The organism is Luteibacter sp. 3190 (genome assembly GCF_031456385.1).
In the GTDB taxonomy this organism is placed as follows: domain Bacteria; phylum Pseudomonadota; class Gammaproteobacteria; order Xanthomonadales; family Rhodanobacteraceae; genus Luteibacter.
Genome location: NZ_JAVDUO010000003.1, coordinates 312,373 through 332,864, shown reverse-complemented (window position 1 = coordinate 332,864; position 20,492 = coordinate 312,373). Strand labels below are relative to the sequence as shown.

Sequence of the window (20,492 nt, the reverse complement as noted above, 5' to 3'; positions counted from 1 at the left end):
CCCTCGCGGGACCCCTCTCGGTAAGTCGGTGGGTGGATGTCAGATGCCGGCGTAGCCGCCGAGCGTGTATTCGTCGTCGACCGTGTCGCGTGCGACGGGCACGACGTGCGGCCGGCGCAACGTCGTGGGCGCGTTCGTTACCGCCGTCGCCGCCGCTTCCGGCGCGACGACGCGGACTTCCATGTCGAGATCGGCGCGATCGTCGATGACGACGGTGAGCTTCACGGATTGCATGGGATGACCTCGGTTCAGGCCAGTCCGACGAGGACCAGCAGCATGTCGATGAGCTTGATGCCGATGAACGGCACGATCGCGCCGCCCAGGCCGTAGACGAGCAGGTTGCGGCGAAGCAGCGCGGCGGCGCCCAGGGCGCGGTACGCGACGCCCTTGAGGGCGAGCGGGATCAGGAAGACGATGATCAGCGCGTTGAAGATCACCGCGGACAGGATCGCGCTCTGCGGTGTCGCGAGGTGCATGACGTTGAGCCGGTCGAGCGCCGGGTAGGTCGTCGCGAACGCCGCCGGGATGATCGCGAAGTACTTGGCGATGTCGTTCGCGATCGAGAACGTGGTCAGCGCGCCTCGCGTGATCAGCATCTGCTTGCCGATGCCCACCACCTCGATCAGCTTGGTCGGGTTCGAGTCGAGGTCGACCATGTTGCCGGCCTCCTTGGCGGCCTGCGTGCCGCTGTTCATCGCGACCGCCACGTCGGCCTGCGCAAGCGCGGGTGCGTCATTGGTACCGTCGCCGCACATCGCGACGAGGCGGTTTTCCGCCTGCATGTCGCGGATCAGCTTCAGCTTCGCTTCCGGCGTGGCCTCGGCGAGGAAATCGTCCACCCCCGCCTCGGCGGCGATGGCGGCAGCGGTGAGCGGGTTGTCGCCGGTGATCATCACCGTGCGGATGCCCATGCGCCGCAGCTGCGCGAAGCGCTCCTTGATGCCGTCCTTGACGATGTCCTTCAGCTCGACGACGCCAAGGGTGAGCGAGCCGTCGACGACGACGAGCGGCGTGGCGCCACGGCGGGCGACGTCCTCGGCCATGCGGCGCACCAGCGGCGGCAGGTGCGAGTCCTGCGTGTCGAGGTAGCGCTCGACCGCGTCCATCGCACCCTTGCGGATGTGGCGCGTGCCGGCGTCGACGCCGCTCATGCGCGTCTGCGCCGAGAACGGCACGAACACGGCGCGGCGGTCTTCGCTACGGCGCTCGGTCCAGCCGAAGGCCTTCTGCGCCAGCACGACGATGCTGCGGCCTTCCGGCGTCTCGTCGGCGCGCGACGCCAGTTCGGCGGCTTCCGCCAGCTCGCGCTCCTCGATGCCGGGCGCCGGATGGAAGGCCACCGCCTGGCGGTTGCCCAGCGTGATCGTGCCGGTCTTGTCGAGCAGCAGCACGTCGACGTCGCCCGCGGCTTCCACCGCGCGGCCGGACGTGGCGATGACGTTGGCGCGGATCATGCGGTCCATGCCGGCGATGCCGATCGCCGAGAGCAGCGCGCCGATCGTCGTCGGAATCAGGCAGACGAGCAGTGCGACGAGCACCGTCAGCGTGATCGGGTGGCCGCTGCCGGCCGCCTGCACGCTGTAGATCGAGTACGGCAGCAGGGTGGCGCAGGCGAGCAGGAAGATCAGCGTGAACTTCGCCAGCAGGATGGTCAGCGCGATCTCGTTCGGCGTCTTGCGGCGCGACGCGCCTTCCACCATCGCGATCATGCGGTCGAGGAAGCTCTCGCCGGGGTTGCTGGCGATGCGCACGACCAACCAGTCGGAGAGTACGCGCGTGCCACCGGTGACCGCGCTGCGGTCGCCGCCGGATTCGCGGATCACGGGGGCGGACTCGCCGGTGATCGCGCTCTCGTCCACGCTGGCCGCGCCTTCGACGATTTCACCGTCGCCCGGCACGATGTCGCCGGCTTCGACCAGCACGTGGTGTCCGCTGCGCAGCTCGCTCGACGGCGTGAAGACGACCGCCGCCTCGCGGTTCGCCGATGCGAGCTTCTTCGCCATCACGTCGCGACGCGAGCCGCGCAGCGAGTCCGCCTGCGCCTTGCCACGACCCTCGGCCAGGGCCTCCGCGAAGTTCGCGAAGAGCAGGGTGAACCACAGCCACAGGCTGACCCAGAAGATGAAGCCGGCGGGCGCCTCGCCATGACCGGCCAGGGCCTGCACCCAGAGCAGCGTGGTCAGCACGCTGCAGACGAACACGACGAACATCACCGGATTGCGGAACTGCAGGCGCGGCGAGAGCTTGAGGAACGCGTCCTTCAGGGCGCGGGTGACCAGCGCACGGTCGAAGCCGCGCGCGACGGGGGCATGCGTAGTCATGGATCAGTGGCCCGTGGCGGACATCAGTTGTTCGGCGATCGGCCCGAGGGCCAGCGCCGGGAGGAAGGTCAGTGCGCCGACGACGATGACGACGCACGCCAGCAGGGCGACGAACAGCGGCGTGTGCGTGGGCAGCGTGCCCGCGGACACCGGAACGGCACGCTTCGCGGCGAGGGAGCCGGCCATCGCTAGCATGGCGATCGCGAGCGGGAAGCGCGCCAGGAACATGCAGATGCCGAGCAGGACGTTCCAGAACGGCGTGTTGGCCGAGAGACCGGCGAACGCGCTGCCGTTGTTGTTCGACGCCGAGGTCACCGCGTAAAGCATTTCGCTGAAGCCATGCGCGCCCGGGTTGGCCACGCCGGCGACACCAGCCGGCGCCATCACCGCGATCGCGGTGCAGATCACCACCAGCGCGCAGGGAATGAGGACGGCCAGGCTCGCCATCTTCATCTCGTGCGCCTCGATCTTCTTGCCGAGGTATTCCGGGGTGCGGCCGACCATCAGGCCCGCGATGAACACCGCGACGACCGCGAAGGCGAGCATGCCGTACAGGCCGGACCCGACGCCGCCGAAGACGACCTCGCCCAGCTGCATGAGCCACATCGGCACGAGGCCGCCCAACGGAGTCAGCGAGTCGTGCATCGCGTTCACCGCGCCGCACGAGGCCGCGGTGGTGATCGCCGCGAACAGGCCCGACGAGGCGATGCCGAAACGCGTCTCCTTGCCTTCCATGTTGCCACCGGCCTGCAGCGCGCTCGCCTGCGCGTCGACGGCCAGGCCGTGGAACGCCGGATTGCCGGCCTGTTCGGCGGCGACGAGGCCGAGGGTCAGCGGCACGAAAAGAAGCAGCATGGTGGCGAGGATCGCCCAGCCCTGGCGGCGGTCGCCGACCATGCTGCCGAACGTGTAGCAAAGTGCCGCCGGAATGATGAAGATCGCCAGCATCTGGACGAAATTGGAGAACGGCGTCGGGTTCTCGAACGGATGCGCGGAGTTGGCGTTGAAGAAGCCACCGCCGTTCGTGCCGAGCATCTTGATGGCTTCCTGCGAAGCGACCGGGCCCATCGGCAGCGTCTGCCGGGCGTGCTCCAATGTCGTGACGTCGAGGTAGGGCGCGATGTTCTGCACGACGCCCTGTGATACGAACAGCAGCGCGATCACGACGGACAGCGGCAGCAGGACGTAGAGCGTCGCGCGGGTCATGTCCACCCAGAAGTTGCCCAGCGTGCTGGCGCCGCGGCGCACGAAGCCGCGCACGATCGCGATCAGCACGGCGATGCCGGTGGCGGCCGAGAGGAAGTTCTGCACGGTCAGGCCCAGCGCCTGCGTGAGATAGCTCATGGTCGACTCGCCCGCGTAGCCCTGCCAGTTGGTGTTGCTGGCGAAGCTGATGGCGGTGTTCATGGCCGAATCGGGCGCGACGGCGGCGAGGTGCTGCGGGTTCAGCGGCAGCCACTGCTGCGTGCGCTGGAGCAGGTAGACGACCGCGAGACCGGCGACGTTGAACACGAGCATGGCGATGGCGTAACGCTTCCAGCCCATGTCCTCGTCGGCGCGGATGCCCGCGAGGCGGTAGAGCAGGCGTTCGACACCGGCGCCGACGCGGGTGACGCGGTTGGGCTCGTCGGCGAAGACGAGCGCCATGTACTGGCCGACCGGTTTGACCAGCGCGAGCAGCAAGGCCAGGAACAGGCCGATCTGGAAGACGTCGTTCGCGGTCATTCGAACCACTCCGGCTTGAGCAGTGCGACGCAGAGGTAACCGGTCAGCGCCACCGCGACGAGGGCGGCCACCGTGTAGGAAATGGACATGGCGAGTTCCTCAGCGGCGACCGAGGCGGTCGCAGATCATGAGGAAGCCGATCGTCAGTGCCGTGAGGACGACGACGAGCAGGACGTACAGGAGTTCCACGGGAGCGTTCCGTCGGGGATAACGGCGCGCATTGTTCGACTTACGCGATATTTACGGTGTATCGCGGCGGGGGCGGGGCGTAACGTTTGCGTAAATTTCGTTGGGGGGCGCGGTCGCGAAGACCGTGCGTGGTCGCCGTGGGCCCCGGCGACCACGCGACATGTCACCTCGTGGCCGCCGGCTCCAGCTTCTCGCGGAACAGCTCGTCGATGCGCCGGTACTCGTCGTACCAGGAGTCCGCGTGCACGAATCCGTGCCGTTCCAGCGGATACAGCGACATCCAGAAGTTCTTCTTGTGCAGCTCGATGAAGCGCTGGTAAAGCCGGATCGAATCGCTCGCCAGGACGTTGTCGTCGATCAATCCATGTTCGATGAGCAGGGGATCGGACAGGGCGTCGGCGTACTGGATCGACGAACTCGCCTTGTAAGCTTCCGGGTCGATCTGCGGATCGTTGAGGATGTTCGACGTGTATTCGTGGTTGTAGCTGGTCCAGTCCGTGACCGGGCGCAGCGCGGCGCCCGCGGCGAATTCGCCCGGCGTGCGGAGCAGGGCCATCAACGTCATGAAGCCACCGTAGCTGCCGCCGTAGATACCGACGCGCTTCGGGTCCACCCCGTGCTCCCTGACCAGCCACGCCTTGCCGTCGAGCAGGTCGTCGAGTTCCGGGTGACCCATCTGGCGGTAGATCGCCGTGCGCCAGTCGCGGCCGTAGCCCTTCGACGCGCGGTAATCCATGTCGAGCACCACGTAGCCGCGCTGCACGAGCAGGTTGTGGAACATCTGCTCGCGGAAGTACGCCGGATACGACAGGTGCACGTTCTGCAGGTAACCGGCGCCGTGCACGAAGATCACGGCGGGACGCGACGCCGCGGCGGCCGCATCGGCGGGACCGTAGAACTTCGCCCAGACGGTGCCCGCGCCGTGCGTCGACGGCACGCCGACGATGGCCGGCGCGATCCACTCGCGCGCCTTGAACGCGGGCTTGCGGGTGTCGGTCAGGTCGCGCGGCGAGGCGCCGTCGACGCCGATGGTGGCCAGTTGCGAGGGGATGTACGGCGACGAATGCAGCACGGCCAGCTGACGGCCGTCCGGCGAGAGCGCGAAGTCGTCGAGGCCCTGGTACGAGGTGACGCGCGCGAGCTCCCCACCCTGCACCGGCACGCTGTAGATGTCGTAGCTGTAGGGAGCGACCTTGTTGCTGCGCACGTAGAAGCGCGTGCCGTCCGGGCTCAGCACCGGATGGTCGACCTCGAAGCGGCCGGCGGTCAGCGCCGTGGCCTTGCCGCCGGGGGCACGCACGTAGAGGTGGGCATAGCCGGATTCCTCGCTCAGGTACCAGAGCGTGCGGCCGTCGCGCAGCCAGCCGAAGTCGTTGCCGTCCCAGTTGATCCACGCCGTGTCCGTCAGGCGGTGCTGGCTGACGAGCGCGTGCCGTTCGAAGTCGACGGTGGCGATCCAGCGATCCTTGTTGTCGATGGCGCGCAGTTGCACCGCGACGCGCTGGCCGTCGTCGCTCCACACGATGCCCGGGCTGTACTCGCCGTTGACGATGACCGGGCGCGTCTTCGGCGCGGCGAGCGCATCGGCACGATCGGCCTTGCCCTCCTTGCGCAGGCTGGCGATGGCCTTCGCACGCAGGTCGGCGAGCGGATCCTCGCCGATGCCCGGGAGCTTGCCGGTGTCGAGGTCGTAGCTCGCGTGCGTCTTCAGGTCGAGCAGGCGCAGCGACTGCGGCGCCGGATCGTTACGGCCGACGTAAGGGCGCGTGGCCTCGGGCTCGGCGTAGCCGGAGTCGGTCACGTAGTGGGTGAGGTCGGCCACCTTGCCCGTGTCGGCATCCTTCGCCTGCGTGACGACGAGCAGCCAGCGGCCGTCGGGCGACAGCGAGGTATCGGCGACGCTCGTGTTCTTGCCGAGCCAGAACGCCCTGGGCGCGCGGTTCGGGTCGGCCGCCGCGAGGGCGTCCGCGTCGGCGCTCATGGCCGCCTCGTCCGCGCGCAGGCCACGCAAGGTGCTGAACAGCGACTGCTGCTCGTCGGCGAGGGCATCGGGCTTCTTCGCCTTCGGATCGTCCTTCTCTTCGAGTTCGGCGGCCCGGGCGACGGGCCCACCCGTCACCGCATAGGTGAACCAGTCCTTGTCGGCGCGGAAGGTGAGCAGGCGGCCATCGGCGGAGAAGCGCGGGTCGCTCTCCTTCGCCGACGAGCGCGTCACCTGCACGGTCGCGCCGCTGGCGAGGTCGCGCAGGAAGACATCGCCATGCCGGATGAAGGCCGCGCGCCGGTGCTCGCGGTCGAACACGGCCTTGCCACCGTCGGCTTGCGCGACGGCGGCGGGATCGAGCCGCTCCGGCGCGCCGCCGCGCGCGGGGACACGCCAGAGATCGCGCACCGGGCTGCCGTCGCGCTTCTGCGAGTAATAGACCTGGCCGCCGTCGACGCTCCAGTAGATGTCTTCGACCGCCGGGCCGATCCAGTCCGGGTCGGCCATGATCGTTTCCATGTCCAGCGGCGGCGGCGGCGCGGCGAGCGCGGGCGCGGCGGCGAGCACGGTCAGCAGGGCGGTGGCGAGTACGCGCATCGGGCGGTCCGTCGTGAAAACGAGCGAGCTTACCCGGTAGGCGCGCGCGACGCATGGTGGGAGCGGGCCGTGGGTTCGTCGCGAAAAGCGGTCGCGCGCAGGGCGCGGTCCTACTACCCTCGGGAATCCTCCCCGGGAGTCTCCCCATGCGCGTCATCGTTCCTCGCCTTCTCGCCACCAGCCTGTTCCTCGCCTTCGGCGCCCACGCGGCCTCGACGACCCCGCCGGCGACGCCGAAGCGGGTGGTGTCGGAAACGCTCGCCGGCCAGGCCGTGAACGACCCCTACCGCTGGCTGGAGAACCCGACGGCACCGGAGGTTACGACGTGGATCGAGGCGCAGAACGCGTACACGGAGGCGACCATCGGCGCGATGCCGCTGGGCAAGGCACTGAGCGCGCGCATCCGCGAACTCGCGATCACCTCCACCACGCGATCGTCGCCGACGCTCGCGGGCGGCACGCTGTTCTATTTCGAGAACACGCCGCCGCAGCCACAGCCGGTGCTGGTCGCGCAGTCCTGGCCGGACGGCCCGAAGCGCACGCTGGTCGACCTCAACCAGGGTGACGGCAGCACCGCGATCACGGCGTACTGGCCCTCGCCGAGCGGCCGTTATCTCGCCTACGGCACCGCCGAGGGCGGCAGCGAGCTGACCACCATCCACATCCTCGACACCACGACGGGCAAGGCGCTCGCCGATGAGCTGCCCTATGCCGGCGGAGGTACGACGCCACAGGCGCTCGCCTGGGATGCCGACGAGAAAGGCGTGACCTACGCGCGTTTCGACGCGCCGACGAAGGACAAGCCGCTGCGTGAGTTCGACGCGTACCTCGCCCACCACGTCATCGGCCAGCCGGCGGCGAAGGACACGACGGTGTTCGGCAAGGGGTATTCGCACGTCGCCGAGTACATCCTGCTCGAAGGCAATGGTGGACGGTCGACCGCTTTGCTCGCCAACGAAGGCGATGGCGCCCCCGCCGAGGTCTTCGTCCGCGACGGCGGCGGCAGCTTCAGGAAGGTGCTCGGTCGCGAGGCGGATGCGCGTTCGGCGAGCTGGGTCGGCGACCGCCTCTACGTGGTCACCTTCGCCGGCGCGCCGCGAGGCAAGGTCGTGGGCATCGGCGCCGATGGCAAGGCCGTCGACGTCCTGCCGGAAGGCAAGGGTGCGATCCAGCACGTCACCGCGCTCGGCGGCGGCTTCCTCGTGGTCCGCAGCGCGGGTCCCGACTGGTGGGCCGACCAGTACGACGCGAAAGCCGCCTTCGTCCGCCGCGTGCCGCTTCCCGCCACCGGCATCGCGATCGGCGGCGTGGCCGCGGAGAAGGGCCAGGACAAGGCGCTGATCACGTACGCCGGCTGGACGCAGCCCACGCACTGGGCCGAGTACGATGGTGCGACGGGCGCCATCAAGACCATCTTCGAGGTGAAGCCGGCGGCCGATTATTCGAAGCTGCGCGTCACCCGCGTCGAAGGCACCTCGAAGGACGGCAGCAAGATCCCGGTCACCGTGATCGCGATGGACGGGACGACGCCCAACGGCAAGCGCCCGACCATCCTGTACAGCTATGGCGGCTTCGGCATTCCGGTCACCCCGGGCTTCGTGGGCGCGAACCTCGCCTGGCTGGAGCGCGGCGGCGTGCTGGCCTACGCCAACATCCGCGGCGGCAACGAGTTCGGCGAGGCGTGGCACGAACAGGGCCAGAAGCTGCGCAAGCAGAACGTGTTCGACGATTTCTACGCCGCGTCGCAGGCCCTGATCGACACGAAGTGGACCGACACGGGACACCTCGGCATCCTCGGCGGCAGCAACGGCGGACTGCTCATGGGCGCCGCGCTCACGCAGCATCCGCAGCAGTTCCGCGCCGTCGTCGGTTCGGTCGGCATCTACGACGTCCCGCGCCACGAGACCGCGTTCGCCAACGGCCCGTACAACGTCAGCGAGTACGGCACCGTGATCGATCCGGAACAGGCGAAGGCCACGCTCGCGTACTCGCCGCTGCACAACGTGAAGAAGGGCACGAAGTACCCGGCCGTGCTGCTGACCACGGGCGCGAACGATCCGCGCGTCGCGCCCTGGCAGTCGCGCAAGTTCGCCGCGGCGTTGCAGGACGCCACCACGTCCGGCCAGCCGGTCCTGCTCCTCACCCGCATGAACGCGGGCCACGGCATCGGCGCGCCCTTCAGCCAGCGAGTGGGCAACCAGGCCCTGTCGATGACGTTCTTCGCGACCGAGCTGGGCCTGGGCGAATGATGTAGGAGCGCGCCCTGCGCGCGACATCTCTTGAGGCCGTGAGCAACAGGACCTGCGGCTCTCGGCAAAAAGATGTCGCGGCCAGGGCCGCTCCCACCATGTCGCTTCGCCCGACCACCTCGCCTGCTAGCATGCCTGGCATTGCTTGAAGGATGATCGCCATGCCGCTACCCACCGTCGAACACGAAACCAAGCCTTCGCCGACCTGGTCCGTCATCTGGCTGCACGGCCTCGGCGCGGACGGCAACGATTTCGCGCCGATCGTGCCGGAGCTCGTCGACCCGTCGTGGCCGGGCATCCGCTTCGTCTTCCCCCATGCGCCCGTGCGCCCGGTGACCGTGAACAACGGCGTGCCGATGCGCGCGTGGTACGACATCAAGGGCCTCGCCATCGCCGACCGGCAGGACGCCGAGGGGATCCGCGCCTCCATCGGCGAGGTGGAAACCCTGATCGCGCGCGAGGTCGAACGCGGCGTGCCCGCGTCGCGCATCGTGCTCGCCGGGTTCTCGCAAGGCGGCGCGATGGCGCTTTCCGCGGGCCTGCGCCACCGCGAGTCGCTGGCGGGCATCGTGGTGCTCTCCGCTTACCTGCCGCTGCACGACACGATCGAGGCCGAGCGGAGCGGTGCGAACCATGCGACGCCGATCTTCTGGGGCCATGGCAGCGCGGATCCGATCGTCCCGATCGCGCTGGGCGAGCAGTCGCGGCAGGCGCTGGAAACCCTCGGTCACCGGATCGACTGGCACAGCTACCCGATGGCCCACCAGGTCAGCCTGCCCGAGATCGTCGACATCCGCGACTGGATGACGGAGCGTTTCGCGGCCGCGTGATGCATCGCGCGGCGACGCCGCCGGGCATCCGGCATACTCGCCGCATGTCCGCCATCGAGCAGCCCGCACCTACCCGTCCGGCATCGGCACCGCTGCCCGATTTCTGCAGCTTGCCGGTGCTTTTCGCGCTGGTGGTGGTCGGTGCCCTGACGGTCACGCTCATGTGGCTCGCGCCGGGCAACGACGGCGACCTGCGCGACTTCTGCATCGCCGTCCTGTTCACCAGCTGGCTGTCGATCCTGCTCACCGTGGCGCTGTGCAAGCTGCGGCCGTGGATGCAGCGTCTCTCGTGGATGTGGCCGTACGCGGCGGTGTGGCTGCTGCTGGTGCTGACCGTCGGAGTGAGCGCCGCGGCGCTGAGCTGGGTGGATCACAACCTCGAGCTCGGCCTGAGTCCGCCGTCGCGCTTCCGCTTCGTGCGCGACTGCACGCTCGCGACCGGCCTGCTCGGCGCGGGACTGCTTCGCTATTTCTACGTCGTCGCGCAGTGGCAGGGACGTGTCGCGGCCACGGCGCGAGCGCAGGTCGACGCGTTGCAGGCGCGCATTCGCCCGCACTTCCTCTTCAACAGCATGAACGCGGTGGCGACGCTCATCCGTGTCGATCCGGACGCGGCCGAACGCACCGTCGAGAACCTCGCCGAGCTCTTCCGCGCCGCGCTCGGCAGCGACACCTCGACGCCGGGCACGCTAGGCGAGGAACTCGCGCTGGTGGATCGCTATCTCGAGATCGAAACGCTGCGACTCGGCGATCGGCTGCGCGTCGAACGCGACATCGACGTGCCGAGCGACCTGCCGCTACCGCGCCTGCTCCTGCAACCGCTGGTCGAGAACGCCATCCGCCATGGCGTGCAGCCCAACCGCGGCGGCGGCACGATCCGCCTGGCGGCGCGCACGGTGAAGGGCGGCGTGACGTTCACCATCGACAACCCGCTCGCCGACACCCCGACGACGCCGGGTACCGGGCACGGCCTGCGCAACGTGCGCGAGCGCGTTCGCCTGCACTTCGGCGAACGCGCCTCGGCGGACGCCGCCGCGCGCGATGGCCGTTTCGTCGTCACCCTGTTCCTGCCGGAGACCGCGCATGCGCGTCCTGATCGCCGATGACGAGCCGCTCGCGCGCGTCCGCCTGCGCGGCCTGCTGGCGCGCCGGCCGGACGTGGTCGTGGTGGGCGAGGTCGGCGACGGGGACGCCGTGATCGAAGCCTGCGCGAGCCTCGCGCCCGATGTCGTGCTGCTCGACGTCGAGATGCCCGGACTGACCGGCACGGCGGCGGCACGCCGCCTCGCGACGCTCCCCGCGCCGCCGCAGGTCGTGTTCTGCACCGCCTACGAACAGCACGCGCTGAGCGCGTTCGATCTCGGCGCCACGGATTACCTCCTGAAACCCGTGCGCGCGGAGCGACTGGACGAGGCGCTCGACCGCGCGAACGCGAGGCGTCCGGCATCGCGGCCCGATCGCGGCGCATGGCTGCGGGCGCGCAGCGGCGCGGACGAGGTCCGCGTCGCGCTCGACGACGTGCACTACCTCCTGGCGGACGAGAAATACGTCGCCGTGCATCACGGCGGCGGGATGTGGCTGATCGACGAGTCGCTTCGCCAGCTGGAGACCGCGCACGGCGAGCGGCTCGTGCGCCTGCATCGCAACTGCCTGGTGCCGCGCACGCGCCTGCTCGGCCTGAAGACGCTGGCCGATGGCCGCGTCCTCGCGCGTCTCTCGGGAACGGACGTCACGCCGGAGGTCAGCCGCCGCAATCTCCCGGCGGTTCGCCAGCTGCTGCGCATGCCCGGCGCGTGACGCGGCGCGGGCCCTTCGTTGGCGTCCCGCCGACGTTCCACGACGTGACAGGCACCCGTGCGGACGGGACAATAGGGGACTTCGTCGATCGCTCCGCCGGGAATGTCATGACCGCACCGCTTCGCATCGCCACCCGCAAGAGTGCCCTCGCCCTCTGGCAGGCGGAACACGTCGCCTCCCAACTGCGCCAGGCGCACCCCGGCCTCGTGGTGGAGTTGGTGCCGCTGTCCACGCGTGGCGACGAGATCCTCGACCGCTCGCTCGCCACGATCGGCGGCAAGGGACTGTTCCTCAAGGAACTCGAGATCGCGATGCAGGACGGCCGCGCGGACATCGCCGTGCACGCGCTGAAGGACGTGCCGGCCGAACTCGAGCCCGGCTTCATCCTTTCGGCGATCCTGCCGCGCGCCGATGCGGCCGATGCCTTCATCAGCAACGCGCACGCGAGCATCCCCGACCTGCCCAACGGTGCCCGCGTCGGCACCTCGTCGCTGCGCCGGCAAGCCCTGCTGCGCGCACTGCGTCCAGACCTCCAGCTGCTCGACCTGCGCGGCAACATCAACACGCGCATCGCGAAGCTCGACGAAGGCCATTACGACGCGATCATCCTCGCCTGCGCAGGCGTGGACCGCCTCGGCATGTCGCACCGGATCACGCAGCGGCTGGCCAGCCCCGAGTGGCTGCCGGCGCCCGGACAAGGGGCGATCGCGGTCGAATCGCGGGCGCAGGATGCCCGCGTCGCCGAGCTTCTTGCCGTGATCAACGACGAGGAAACGCTCGTCGCGGTGAACGCCGAGCGCGCGATGAACGCGCAGCTGGGCGGCAGCTGCGCCGTGGCGATCGGCGCCTGGTGCGTGGTCGCCGAACACGGCCTCACGCTGCACGGCATGGTCGGCAACGCGGCCACGGGCGACCTGATCGTCGCCCAGGCCGACTACGCGGCCGACGACCCGGTGGAACTGGGCCACGAAGTCGCCGCGATGCTGCTGGCGCAGGGCGCGGACGCGTTCCTGAAGCCCCAGCGCTGACGCGGGACGCGCCATCGCCGGGGCTCGCCTTCCGGCGGATCAGAAGTTGTAGACGAGGTTCGTCGTCGTCAGCTTGTCGGTCTTGACCGTGCCCGGCTGCGTGTCGCTGTTGTAGCGGATCTGGTAGCCGACCTTGAGCGCCATCTTCTTCGTCATGCTGACGGAGAGGCCGACGTCGTTCTGGTAGTACTGGTTCTTCGAGCCCGCTTCGACCAGCAGCGTGTCTTCCAGCGCCGTGTTGTCGGTGAGGCGGTACTTCGCGTTGACCAGGCCACGGCCGACGACTTCCTTCTCGGCGTCCGGCTTGTAGGTTTCGTTCAGGGCGTTACCCTGCGCGTCGGTCGCCGGCGTGCCGTCCGGATTGAGCACCGGGCGGGTCGAGTTGGCGGGCTGGTAGCGCTTGAAACCGGGACCGATTTCGAAGGACAGCTCGGCGCGCTCGTTCTTCAGCGCGATGTAGCCGTAGCCGACCGAGATGATGCCCTGCCAGATGTTGGCGCCGAAGTCGTCGTGTTCGTAACGCGCGGCCGTCACGATGTAGCTGCGCGGATCGAACTTGTAGCCCACCGAAGCGCCGGTGTCGTAGCGGTTCGCCGTGGTGCTGAACTTGTCGACCGGGTTGCCGTCCTGGTCCTCGACCGTGACCTCGCCCTTCGAGCGCAGGCCGTTGAGGTAGAAGTTGTTCTTCCACACCTCGTTTTCCTGGCTCAGGCCCAGCTTGGCGTTGGCGTTCTCGGAGCGCGAGTTGCCGCGCGACGACGCGAAACCGAATTCGCCCGAGCCTGTCCAGCCGCCGTTCTGCGCGGCGTTGGAGTTCGTATTGGCGTTGGCGTCCTGGGCCGATGCCGCGAACGGCATGGCGGCGAGGACGAGCGTGGCGATCAGCAGTTTTTTCATCGTCTACCCGGATGTGGAATGGAATCTGTTGGTTGCCCGGCGGCGAGTCGGCGCCCCCGCGCCATGTCTGTATTCAACGCCGGCCTGAAAGGAGCCGGACGTACGCGCGCCCGAAGAGGCGCTGCTCGAGACATTGACCGATAACGCAGCTTAACGCGCCCAGACCGGCCGCCAGCGCATGCGCCTGGCCGGCCGGATGGGAGAGCAGGAGCATCGACGGAAGGCCGACGGAGAGAATCGCGACGGCCACCCGCCAGCCCAGCAGGCCCATCGCGCCGCGGCCGGTGGCGATTTCCGCGCCGCTGCCATGTTCCTCGGCCACCTGGCCCAGGGCGCGCCAGCGCACGCCTTCGACGAGTCCCAGCGCCAGCGCCACGGCCAGCAGCGCGAACTGCCAGGGATCGGCCGGGTGCGCGGGCGTCTCGGCTTGCGAGGCGACGCAGGCCCAGAACCAGAGGCCGCCCGAGAACAACGCGGAAACGGTGCGGCCCAGTGGCCAGACGTTGGCGATCGTCGCCACCGCCGGCGGAAGCTCCCGCGCCGCCGCCCGCGCCGTATAGACGAGGGTGGCGAGGCTGCCCGCCGCCAGGGCGCCGCCCGCCACGCGGGTGGCCCAGAAGTCGTTCTCGCCCCGCGCCAGGCCGGCCAGCGCCAGCATCGGCAGGAACGACATCATCGCGATCATGCCTTCGAGCGTGGGCATCATGCGCTGCGCCGGGTTCCAGCCGTGCCAGTCGCGGGCGAAGGGAAGGCGCAGGCACGTCGCCAGCAGCCCGCTCCCGGTGAGGACCAGCCCGATCGCCAGGGGCGCCAGCACCTCGCCGCGACCGTCCGCGTACAGGCCCAGGGCCAGCGCGGCGCCAAGCACGATCCACAGGCCATAACCGGTCGCCGTGGCCGTCTGGACGACCACGATCGGGGTGGAGAACAGGTTGCGGGCAGGTCCCTCCGCGTCCGGCCGGCCCATCGGGCCCAGCACCGCGGAGCGAGCCTCGTTCGGTTCCACCATGGTCGGGGATGGCCTTGGGGAGAATCGCAAAGCAGCATTTTTGCGCCTTATGGCCCCCGGCGCAAACCGCGCGAGCCAGGGCAGCGGGTTCCTACCCGTCGCGGCTGCGCTTTCTCTTGCGGAGCGCCGCGGCCGACCTCATGCTTGAGACGCGTAGATATGGGCATCACGTCCACGCGGACACACTTTCCGAAGCTCCACCTGCCGGCGACACCTCATGGACCGCTACGAGCGCATTCTGACCCTGCACCGGCTGCTGAAGTCGGCCCATTACCCGGTGCCCCTCTCGCGACTGATGGACGAGCTGGAGTGCTCGCGCGCCACGCTGTACCGCGACGTCGCCTTCCTCCGCGACGCGCTGGGCGCACCCGTGCAGAGCGTGGCGGGCGAGCAGGCGTCCTTCCGCTACGAGACGGGCGAAGGCGACAGTTTCGAATTGCCCGGCCTGTGGCTGACCAGCGACGAGCTCGCGGCGCTGATGGCGCTGAACGAACTCATCGGACGCTCCGATCCTGGCGTCCTCGCCGGCGCGCTCGCGCCGTTCAAGGCCCGCATCGAGCGCCTGCTCTCCGACCACGGCAGTGGCAAGGCGCTGCCGGTCGATCGCATCCGCGTGATCTCGTGGGGCGCGCGCCGGATGGACCAGCAGGTGTTCCGCATCGTCGCCGGCGCGGTGCTCGAACGGCGCCAGCTGACGTTCCGCTACAAGGCCCGCACCACCAATTCCGACACCAAGCGCACCGTCTCGCCGCAGCGCCTGACGCATTACCGCGACAACTGGTACCTCGATGTGTGGGACCACGATCGCGAAGCGCTGCGCAGCTTCGCTGTCGACCGGATCGCCGATCCGCAGGCGCTCGACGCGAAGGCGAAGGACGTCGAGGACGCGGAGCTCAACGAACTGCTCGCCTCCAGCTACGGCATCTTCGCCGGCAAGCCGAAGGCCTGGGCGACGATCCGCTTCTCGTCGCACGCGGCGCGCTGGGTCGCCGACGAGCACTGGCACTCGCAGCAGAAGGGCGAGTGGTTGCCCGACGGCCGTTACGAGCTGAAGGTGCCGTACTCGAATTCCCGCGAGCTGCTGATGGACGTGCTCAAGTACGGGCCCGACGCCGAGATCGTCTCGCCGCTGCCGCTGCGCGAGGAAATGAAGATCCTGCTGCAGCTGGCGCTGTCCGGCTACCAGGCCAACGGCAACCATCACTGACAGGACGCGCATGAGCGAGCTCGATATCGCCGATCCCGGCGCGGTGCCGGCTTCCGGCGGCGATCCACGGAAGCCGCGTGTCGCTCTCGCGCTGGGCGCCGGCGCGGCGAAGGGCCTCGCGCACATCGGCGCGATCGAGGTGCTCGAGGAGCGCGGGTTCGAGATCGTCGCGATCGCGGGCACGTCGATGGGCGCGCTCATCGGCGGCATCTACGCGATGGGCAAGCTCGACATCTATCGCGACTGGGTGTCGACCCTCGCGCGCTTCGACGTGCTGCGCCTCGTGGACTGGAGCTTTTCCGGCGGCGGGTTCATCAAGGGCGACCGGATCATGGCCGCGCTGCGCGAACTGATCGGCGAGGTGAACATCGAGGAGCTCGACATCGCCTACACCGCGGTGGCCACCGACATCGATCGCGAGCGCGAGGTGTGGCTGACCCGGGGGCCGCTGTTCGACGCGATCCGCGCGTCCATCGCCATTCCCACGCTGTTCCGTCCCTACGCGCACGAGGGCCGCCGCCTCGTCGACGGCGCGCTGCTCAACCCGTTGCCCGTCCTTCCGCTGATGCGCGAAGACGCGGATTACGTGATAGCCGTGAGCGTCGACGGCGCCGCCGAACTACGCAAATCGCCGGAAAAGGACGTCGCCGCGGTCGCCGACGCCGGGTACGTGCGGAGGATCAGCCGTCTCATCGGCAAGGTGCTGCCGCATGGCGAAGGGAAGATCCGCGACCCCGGCGCCTTCGACCTGATGACGCAGTCGATGGACCTGATGCAGGCCAACCTCTCGCGTCTGCGCCTCGCCGCGTATCCGCCGGACCTGCTGGTGGAGATCCCGCGCAACGTCTCGGCGGTGTACGAGTTCTACCGCGCGCGCGAGCTCATCGAACTGGGCCGCGAGCGCACCGCGCAGATGCTGGACACCTGGTCGCCGCGCACCCTGGCGCGGTAATCCCGCGGCCTGGCTCGCTGCAGGAGCGCGCCCTGCGCGCGACATCTTCTGAGGCCGTGCCCCGGAGCTGGCGCGCCACCTTGAAGACCGAAGCGAAAAGCTGTCGCGGCCGGGTCCGCTCCCACGACAGCCTCGGCCCTCCACCTGTGGGAGCGCACCTGGGCGCGACATCTTTTGAGGCCGTGCCTGGGAGCTGGCGCGCCACCTTTAAGACCGAGGCGAAAAGCTGTCGCGGCCAGGTCCGCTCCTACAACGGCCTCGGCCCCCACCTGTGGGAGCGCACCTGGGCGCGACATCTTTTGAGGCCGTGACCCGGAGCTGGCGCGCCACCTTGGGGACCGGGGCGAAGAGCTGTCGCGGCCAGGTCCGCTCCAACAGCCTCGGAGCCTCCACCTGTGGGAGCGCACCTGGGCGCGACATCTTTTGAGGCCGTGACCCGGAGCTGGCGCGCCACCTTGGGGACCGGGGCGAAGAACTGTCGCGGCCAGGTCCGCTCCTACAACCGCCTCGGCGCCCCCCTCCTTGTGGGAGCGCACCTGGGCGCGACATCTTTTGAGGCCGTGCCCGGGAGCTGGCGCGCCACCTTGAAGACCGAAGCGAAAAGCTGTCGCGGCCAGGTCCGCTCCTACAACCGCCTCGGGGCCTCCACCTGTGGGAGCGCACCTGGGCGCGACATGTTTTGGGGCCGTGCCCCGGAACTGGCGCGCCACCTTGGGAACCGCGGCGAAAGGCTGTCGCGGCCTGGTCAGATCTCTTCGGTGCGCGTGACCTTGGCGCGGCGCATCAGCCATGCCACGCCGCGCAGGTCGGCGAGGCCGACCCAGAGGCGGTCGAGCATGCCGTACTTCGACGTGCCGGCCGTGCGCGGACGATGGCCGACCGGCACGCTCATGCTGGCGAAGCCCGCGCGCTTGACCAGCGCCGGCAGGTAGCGGTGCATGTGATCGAAGTAGGGCAGGCGCAGGAACGTCTCGCGCTCGAACAGCTTGAGGCCGCAGCCCGTGTCCGGCGTGTCGTCCTGGAGCATGCGCGAGCGCACCGCGTTGGCGATCTTCGACGAGATGCGCTTGTTGAAGCTGTCGCGGCGTGTCACGCGCCAGCCGGCGAAGAGCTTCAGCTCCGGCGCGGCGTCCTTGCGGGCGGCGAGCAGCTTGGGGATGTCCGCGGGATCGTTCTGGCCGTCGCCGTCCAGCGTGGCGATCCACGGGGCGCGCGCGGCACGCACGCCGTTCCACACGGCCGTGCTCTGGCCGCTGCGCGTGATGTGGCGGACGATCCGCAGCTCGGGATACTGCGCCCGTGCCGCGCTCAGCACAGCGACGCTGTCGTCGGTGCTGTCGTCGTCGACGTAGATGATTTCGAAGTCGATCCGGCCACGCAGGGCCGAGGCGATCTCGGCGAGGAGGGGCGGGATGTTGTCGCGCTCGTTGAAGACGGGCACGACCACGGCGAGATCGGTCATCGCGGTTCCGGTGGCGGCGGGATTCGGGGCGGCATTATCGCCCAAGCGGCGTCCGAACGGACCCCCGCGCCCGGCACCGTTCAGATCCGGCCGACGCTCGGCGCCTGCTGCCCCTCGATGGCATCGCGCCAGCCGCGCGCCACGGCGTCCATGGTGCGCCGGCTGGCGCCCTGCGCCAGCACGACCAGCGTGCCGCCGCTCAGGGCCATCTCGCGGCCGTCCCACCCGTCGCGGTGGAAATCGGAGTCGCCGGCGGTCATGGTCCCGGGCATGTAGAGCGCGACGACGGGTTCGTCGTTCATCCGGGTGACGAGGTGCACGGCGCGGTACGGACCCACCCAGCAGTCGTGCACGTACGTCACGCCCGCCGGGGCGGGCCCCTTCAGGCGAGCGCCGCGGCCTTCGAAGCCCGCGTCGACCTGGGCGTCGGTCATCGGCCGCGTGAGGTCCAGCGCGTCGAGTTCGCCCGGCATGTGGGCGACCGCGAGCGCCGGCAGCGAGTTCAGGTCCGCGTGGCGCCAGTACATGCCCGCGCCCATGAAGGCGATGATCAGCGACGCGGCCATGGCGAGCCAGCCGCGACGGCGGACCACCTGGCTACGACGCTCGCTCGTCGCCTGCGCCAGCAGGATCCGATCGGCGAGACCGTCGGGCACCGGCACGGCCATGGCCGCCTCGATGTCGTCCTCGAAACGCTGGGCGCGCTGCCAGAACGCGCCGCACCCGTCACGGCAGGCATCGCGGTGGGCGAGGAGCTCGGGATCGCGCGAGCGAGGCTCGGCGCCGATGCGGCGGCGGAAGTCGAGGCAGTTCATTTCCGGCCCCCTTCGGCCACGGCGCGTCCGCCGAGCAGGTCCTTCAGGCGCTGCCGTGCACGGAACAACTGGGTCATCACCGCACCGGGCTGCTGGCCCGTGCGTTCGGCGATCTCGTCGCCGGTCATCCCGCCGAGCACCTGCATGGCGAGCGGGTCGCGGTATTTCTCCGGGAGCCTGAGGATGGCGTCGCGCACCTGCGCGGCGTCACCGCTGCGTTCGGGGCTGGCGAAGGGCGCGTCCTCGGCCACGGTGTCGTCGAGTTCCACGGTCTCGAAACGCTTGCGCTCGTACAGGCGCGCGTGTTCGCGGCGCAGGATCGTGAACAGCCAGGGCTTCGCCGACTCGGCGTCGCGCAGGGAATCGAGATTCTTCCACGCGCGCAGGAACGTCTCCTGGACGAGGTCCTGAGCTGTGGCTTCGGAGCGCGACAACCAGTAGGCGTACCGGTAAAGGTCGGCCGACAGGGCGCGCACCATGGCTTCGTATTGGCGCTGCCTGGGATTCACACCCTTCTTGACCGGCGCCATGGCCCGTTCCTTACACCGTGTCCTCAGCGGACCTTCGAAAGGATGCCGTCCAGCTCGTCGAGGCTGTGATAGTGGATCACCAGCTTGCCCTTGCCGCCGCGGCCGTGCGCGACCTCCACCCGGGCGGCGAAGCGCTCGGCGAGCTCACGCTCGAGGTTGGCGATGTTCGGATCCACGGGCGCCGCCTTCGCCTTGCCCTTGGGTTCGAGCTGCGCCTTGCGGGCCGCTTCCTCCAGCTCGCGCACCGTCCAGCCGTGACGGGCGGCTTCGAGCGCCAGCGGCTCGGCGATGGTGGACGGCAGCGTGAGCAGGGCGCGGGCGTGACCCATCTCCAGCTTGCTCTCGTCGAGGAGCTGCTTGATGGAGGCCGGCAGCTCCATCAGGCGGAGCAGGTTGGACACGGCCGCGCGCGAGCGGCCGACGGCGTCGGCGGCCTGCTGGTGCGTCAGGTCGAACTCGTCGATCAGGCGCTGCAGGGCCTGGGCCTCCTCGAGCGGCGTGAGTTCCTGGCGCTGGATGTTCTCGATCAGCGCCATGGCCAGCACGGACTGCTCGGGCACGTCCTTCACCAGCGCGGGGATCTCGCTCATGGAAGCGCGCTGCGCGGCGCGCCAGCGGCGCTCGCCGGCGATCAGCTCGTAGCTGTTCTTGCCGATGGCGCGGACGACGACCGGCTGGATCAGACCCTGCGCCTTGATGGAGGCCGCGAGTTCGTCGAGGGCTTCATCGTTCCAGTGGCGGCGCGGCTGGTACTTGCCGGCCTGGATGTGGTGGATCGGCAGCGTGCGCAGCTCGCCTTCCTGCTCGACGATCGACGGCGGGGCATCGGGCCCCGCGCCACCGCCCAGAAGGGCGTCGAGGCCTCGGCCGAGTCCACGTTTCTTCGCTGCTGCCATGGGA

General features: G+C 69.5%; 18 protein-coding genes. 7 read left to right on the top strand and 11 right to left on the bottom strand.

All coding sequences use genetic code 11. From position 1 onward, the window contains the following. Window positions 1–39 precede the first annotated feature (39 nt). The 5 genes from J2X58_RS14395 to J2X58_RS14375 all read right to left on the bottom strand — a co-directional run bounded on the left by J2X58_RS14395 (window position 40) and on the right by J2X58_RS14375 (window position 6,816). A complete protein-coding gene (locus J2X58_RS14395; protein WP_090057931.1) occupies window positions 40–234 on the bottom strand; it encodes a hypothetical protein in 195 nt (64 codons plus the stop codon). A 14-nt stretch (window positions 235–248) separates the two neighbouring features. Continuing rightward, entirely contained in the window at window positions 249–2,321 is a 2,073-nt protein-coding gene (kdpB, locus tag J2X58_RS14390; protein ID WP_310049005.1) for a potassium-transporting ATPase subunit KdpB, read from the bottom strand. A gap of 3 nt (window positions 2,322–2,324) precedes the next feature. Next, window positions 2,325–4,046, bottom strand: coding sequence for a potassium-transporting ATPase subunit KdpA (kdpA, locus tag J2X58_RS14385; RefSeq protein WP_310049004.1), 1,722 nt, complete (start codon window positions 4,044–4,046; stop codon window positions 2,325–2,327). Continuing rightward, window positions 4,043–4,135, bottom strand: a complete 93-nt coding sequence (gene kdpF, locus J2X58_RS14380; RefSeq protein ID WP_090057938.1) for a K(+)-transporting ATPase subunit F — start codon at window positions 4,133–4,135, stop codon at window positions 4,043–4,045. The genes kdpA and kdpF overlap by 4 nt, the downstream gene beginning before the upstream one ends. A gap of 263 nt (window positions 4,136–4,398) precedes the next feature. Then, window positions 4,399–6,816: a prolyl oligopeptidase family serine peptidase gene (locus J2X58_RS14375; RefSeq protein WP_310049003.1), complete on the bottom strand. Its 2,418-nt coding sequence runs from the start codon at window positions 6,814–6,816 to the stop codon at window positions 4,399–4,401. Between the two features lie 146 nt (window positions 6,817–6,962). Here J2X58_RS14375 and J2X58_RS14370 point away from each other — a divergent pair, with 146 nt between their 5' ends. The 5 genes from J2X58_RS14370 (at window position 6,963) to hemC (ending at window position 12,720) form a co-directional block, all read left to right on the top strand. After that, window positions 6,963–9,065: a prolyl oligopeptidase family serine peptidase gene (locus J2X58_RS14370; protein WP_310049002.1), complete on the top strand. Its 2,103-nt coding sequence runs from the start codon at window positions 6,963–6,965 to the stop codon at window positions 9,063–9,065. A gap of 161 nt (window positions 9,066–9,226) precedes the next feature. Continuing rightward, a complete protein-coding gene (locus J2X58_RS14365; RefSeq protein ID WP_310049001.1) occupies window positions 9,227–9,895 on the top strand; it encodes a dienelactone hydrolase family protein in 669 nt (222 codons plus the stop codon). 44 nt (window positions 9,896–9,939) lie between these two features. Beyond that, a complete protein-coding gene (locus tag J2X58_RS14360) occupies window positions 9,940–11,001 on the top strand; it encodes a histidine kinase (RefSeq protein WP_310049000.1) in 1,062 nt (353 codons plus the stop codon). Next, on the top strand, window positions 10,979–11,692 hold the full coding sequence (locus tag J2X58_RS14355; RefSeq protein WP_310048999.1) for a LytTR family DNA-binding domain-containing protein: 714 nt from the start codon (window positions 10,979–10,981) through the stop codon (window positions 11,690–11,692). The genes J2X58_RS14360 and J2X58_RS14355 overlap by 23 nt, the downstream gene beginning before the upstream one ends. 107 nt (window positions 11,693–11,799) lie before the next feature. Then, window positions 11,800–12,720 carry a hydroxymethylbilane synthase gene (gene hemC, locus J2X58_RS14350; protein WP_310048998.1) on the top strand — a complete coding sequence of 307 codons (921 nt, stop codon included), beginning with the start codon at window positions 11,800–11,802 and terminating at the stop codon, window positions 12,718–12,720. A gap of 39 nt (window positions 12,721–12,759) precedes the next feature. Here the strand turns inward: hemC and J2X58_RS14345 are convergent, their stop codons facing one another. Both J2X58_RS14345 and J2X58_RS14340 read right to left on the bottom strand, forming a co-directional pair. Next, window positions 12,760–13,617 (bottom strand): DUF481 domain-containing protein, encoded by an 858-nt coding sequence (locus J2X58_RS14345; protein ID WP_090057953.1) that lies wholly within the window; start codon window positions 13,615–13,617, stop codon window positions 12,760–12,762. A gap of 73 nt (window positions 13,618–13,690) precedes the next feature. Continuing rightward, on the bottom strand, window positions 13,691–14,626 hold the full coding sequence (locus J2X58_RS14340; protein ID WP_310048997.1) for a hypothetical protein: 936 nt from the start codon (window positions 14,624–14,626) through the stop codon (window positions 13,691–13,693). A 217-nt stretch (window positions 14,627–14,843) separates the two neighbouring features. On the opposite strand from J2X58_RS14340, the gene J2X58_RS14335 reads away from it, so the two are divergent. Both J2X58_RS14335 and J2X58_RS14330 read left to right on the top strand, forming a co-directional pair. After that, window positions 14,844–15,833 carry a YafY family protein gene (locus J2X58_RS14335; RefSeq protein WP_310048996.1) on the top strand — a complete coding sequence of 330 codons (990 nt, stop codon included), beginning with the start codon at window positions 14,844–14,846 and terminating at the stop codon, window positions 15,831–15,833. A 10-nt stretch (window positions 15,834–15,843) separates the two neighbouring features. Then, on the top strand, window positions 15,844–16,785 hold the full coding sequence (locus J2X58_RS14330; protein WP_090057962.1) for a patatin-like phospholipase family protein: 942 nt from the start codon (window positions 15,844–15,846) through the stop codon (window positions 16,783–16,785). A 745-nt stretch (window positions 16,786–17,530) separates the two neighbouring features. On the opposite strand, the gene J2X58_RS14325 is transcribed toward J2X58_RS14330, so the two are convergent. The 4 genes from J2X58_RS14325 to J2X58_RS14310 all read right to left on the bottom strand — a co-directional run bounded on the left by J2X58_RS14325 (window position 17,531) and on the right by J2X58_RS14310 (window position 20,488). Further along, complete coding sequence (locus J2X58_RS14325; protein WP_090175076.1) at window positions 17,531–18,247, bottom strand: glycosyltransferase; 717 nt, start codon at window positions 18,245–18,247, stop codon at window positions 17,531–17,533. Between the two features lie 80 nt (window positions 18,248–18,327). After that, the gene (locus J2X58_RS14320; protein WP_090175075.1) at window positions 18,328–19,062 is read right to left on the bottom strand and encodes a DUF3379 family protein; all 735 of its coding nucleotides are present in this window, start codon (window positions 19,060–19,062) and stop codon (window positions 18,328–18,330) included. After that, a complete protein-coding gene (locus tag J2X58_RS14315) occupies window positions 19,059–19,592 on the bottom strand; it encodes a sigma-70 family RNA polymerase sigma factor (protein ID WP_090057969.1) in 534 nt (177 codons plus the stop codon). Before J2X58_RS14315 ends, J2X58_RS14320 begins: the two co-directional genes overlap by 4 nt. 23 nt (window positions 19,593–19,615) lie before the next feature. Continuing rightward, complete coding sequence (locus J2X58_RS14310; protein WP_090175074.1) at window positions 19,616–20,488, bottom strand: ParB/RepB/Spo0J family partition protein; 873 nt, start codon at window positions 20,486–20,488, stop codon at window positions 19,616–19,618. Window positions 20,489–20,492 lie beyond the last annotated feature (4 nt).